Source organism: Spirillospora sp. NPDC049652 (assembly GCF_040675125.1).
Classification (GTDB): domain Bacteria; phylum Actinomycetota; class Actinomycetes; order Streptosporangiales; family Streptosporangiaceae; genus Spirillospora.
Genome location: NZ_JBFAOF010001023.1, coordinates 1 through 2438, shown reverse-complemented (window position 1 = coordinate 2438; position 2438 = coordinate 1). Strand labels below are relative to the sequence as shown.

The window sequence follows — 2438 nt, the reverse complement described above, 5'->3', positions numbered from 1 at the left end:
CAGGCGCGGCGCGGACTGGCCGCCGCGTACGGCGCGCACGCCGAGCCTGGCGCGGTCGGTCCGCACGCCGGGTTCGGCGGTTCTGGTCCGCATGACGTGTCGGACGGGTCCGGTACGCGGAGGGCGTCCGGGACGCACGGCGCGCCGCGGGCGGTGCCGTTCGGCGGGCTGGACGGGCGCCCGGTCGCCAGCGGCAGCGTGGCCTGCGTGTACGCCGCGACGCTGCCGTCCGGTGAGCGCGTGGCGGTGAAGCTGCGGCGGGTCGGCGTGGAGCGGGCCATGCGGCGCGACCTGGCGCTGCTGCGCGGCGGAGCGCGGATCGCGGCGCGGCTGCGCCCGCTGCGGGGCGTGCCGGTCACCGAGGTCGTGGACGGCATGTGCGCGGCGGTGCTCGGCCAGCTCGACTTCGCCCGCGAGGCCGAGAGCCTGGCCCGGCTGCGGGACGCGCTGTCGACGGTGCCGCGCGTGTGGGTGCCGAAGGTGCACGCGGACGCGTCGCGCCCGCGCTGCATCGTCATGGAGTTCATCCCCGGCCTGGAACTGGACACCGCCGCGTCCTGCCCGCCCGCGCTGCGCCGCAGGTTCGCCGGGTCGGCGCTGACCGCCGTCTACCACATGCTGTTCGTCACCGGCTTCGTCCATTGCGACATGCACCCGGGCAACCTGTACTTCACCAGGTCGGGGCAGGTGGTGGTGCTGGACGCGGGGTTCAGCGTGCAGCTGTCGGACCGGCTGCGCCGGCTGTTCGCGGAGTTCTTCCTGAACATGGCGACCGGACGGGGGCGGCGCTGCGCCGAGATCGTCGTGGAGAGCGCGGCGGCCGTCCGCCCGGACGCCGACCTGGAGTCGTTCACCGTCCGGATGGCCGACCTGGTCGACCGCAGCCACGGGCTGCCCGCGCGGGAGTTCAGCCTGATCGCGTTCGCCGCCGAGATGTTCGACCTGCAGCGCCGGCACGGCATCCACGCGGCGTCCGAGCTGATCTTCCCGCTGCTGTCGCTGCTGGTCATCGAGGGGACGATCCGCGACCTGGACCCGGAGATCGACTTCCAGGAGGTCGCCAAGCCGGTGCTGAACCGCGGGCTGTTCGGCGCCCGCGTCTGATGCCGCGAGACGAGGGAGTGGACAGATGACAGCGGACCCCCGCGCCGCCGCGTTCCCGGTGTTCCGGACGTTCCTCGGGCCGGCCCGGGGCGTCCGGGTGCTGGAGCTCGGCGGCGCGACCCTGGCGGGATGGGCGGCGGACGGCGGCGCGGCCGCCTACCGGGCCCTGCCCGCGGCCGGGCTGGACGGCTGGTCCGGCCACGCCGACGGGACGTTCGACCTCGTCGCGTCGTGGATGGCGGTGCAGCGGACGCGGAACCTGGCGCGGCTGCTGGGGACCGTCCACCACCACCTGCGGCCCGGCGGACGGCTCGTGCTGGCCGTCCCGCACCCGGTCGCGACGGCCGCCGCCGACGGCGAGGAGCCCGCCTACTTCCAGGAGGGCGAGCGCAAGGTGGGTGGCGAGGTCGTGCGGCACCGGACGCTCGAAGGCTACGCGACCGAACTGCGGCTCGCGGGCTTCGAGCTCGTGGAGCTGTCCGAGGCCCGTCCCGGTCCGGACGGGCCGGCCGCCGACCTGCCGAGCGGGCTGGTGCTGCGGTGCCGAAGGGCGGGCGTGTCGGTTTAGCTTTGTATAGCCTCCTTCCGTCGGACCGTCCTGACGAGGGGAGACCCGCGATGAGCGTCGGCATGGAGCCGAGGAGGCTGTGGCCCGAGGGGGCCGATCCGGAGTACGTCGCGGCGCGCGACGCCCTGCTCAAGGAGGAACAGGAGCTGCTCGCGCACGCCGAACGCGTCGCCGCGGCCCGCCGTGCCCTGCCGCCGGGCCCGGTGCTGCCCCGCTACACCTTCGCCGAGGGCCCCCGCGACCTGTCCGCCGCCGGTCCGGTCACCGAAACGGCGATGGACGAGCTGTTCGACGGGCACGACACGCTCGTCCTCTACCACCTGATGTTCGCGCCGGACGCCGAGGAGGCGTGCCCGATGTGCTCCATGTGGGTGGACGGCTTCCACGGCGTCTCCCACCACCTCGCCCGGCACACCGGCTTCGCCGTCGTGGCCAAGGCGCCGCTGCCCAGGCTGCGCGACTGGGGGAGGCGACGCGGCTGGGACGGCCTGCGCCTGCTGTCCAGCCACGACTCCACGTTCAACCGCGACATGGGCGCCGAGAACGCCGACGGCGCGCAGCATCCCGGCGTGTCGGTGTACGACCGCGCCGGCGACCGCGTCCGGCACCGGTACACGATGCAGGCGTCGGTCTCCGACGACCTGCCCGAACGCGGCATCGACCCGCTCTCGCCGGTCTGGCAGGTGCTCGACCTGCTGCCGGGCGGGCGCGGCTCCTGGTACGCCGCCAACGACTACGCGGGCGCGCGGCGGGGCTGAACACCCCG

The 2438-nt window shown here is 74.9% G+C and carries 3 protein-coding genes; all 3 read left to right on the top strand.

Annotation, left to right across the window (positions count from 1 at the left end; all coding sequences use genetic code 11):
- Positions 1–1104: ABC1 kinase family protein (locus AB0J52_RS36330; protein WP_500187447.1), on the top strand; the 1104-nt coding region annotated here is incomplete at its 5' end.
- A 25-nt stretch (positions 1105–1129) separates the two neighbouring features.
- Positions 1130–1672, top strand: coding sequence for a methyltransferase domain-containing protein (locus tag AB0J52_RS36325; RefSeq protein WP_500187446.1), 543 nt, complete (start codon positions 1130–1132; stop codon positions 1670–1672).
- 50 nt (positions 1673–1722) lie between these two features.
- Positions 1723–2430 (top strand): DUF899 family protein, encoded by a 708-nt coding sequence (locus AB0J52_RS36320; protein WP_500187445.1) that lies wholly within the window; start codon positions 1723–1725, stop codon positions 2428–2430.
- The last annotated feature ends 8 nt before the right edge of the window (positions 2431–2438 follow it).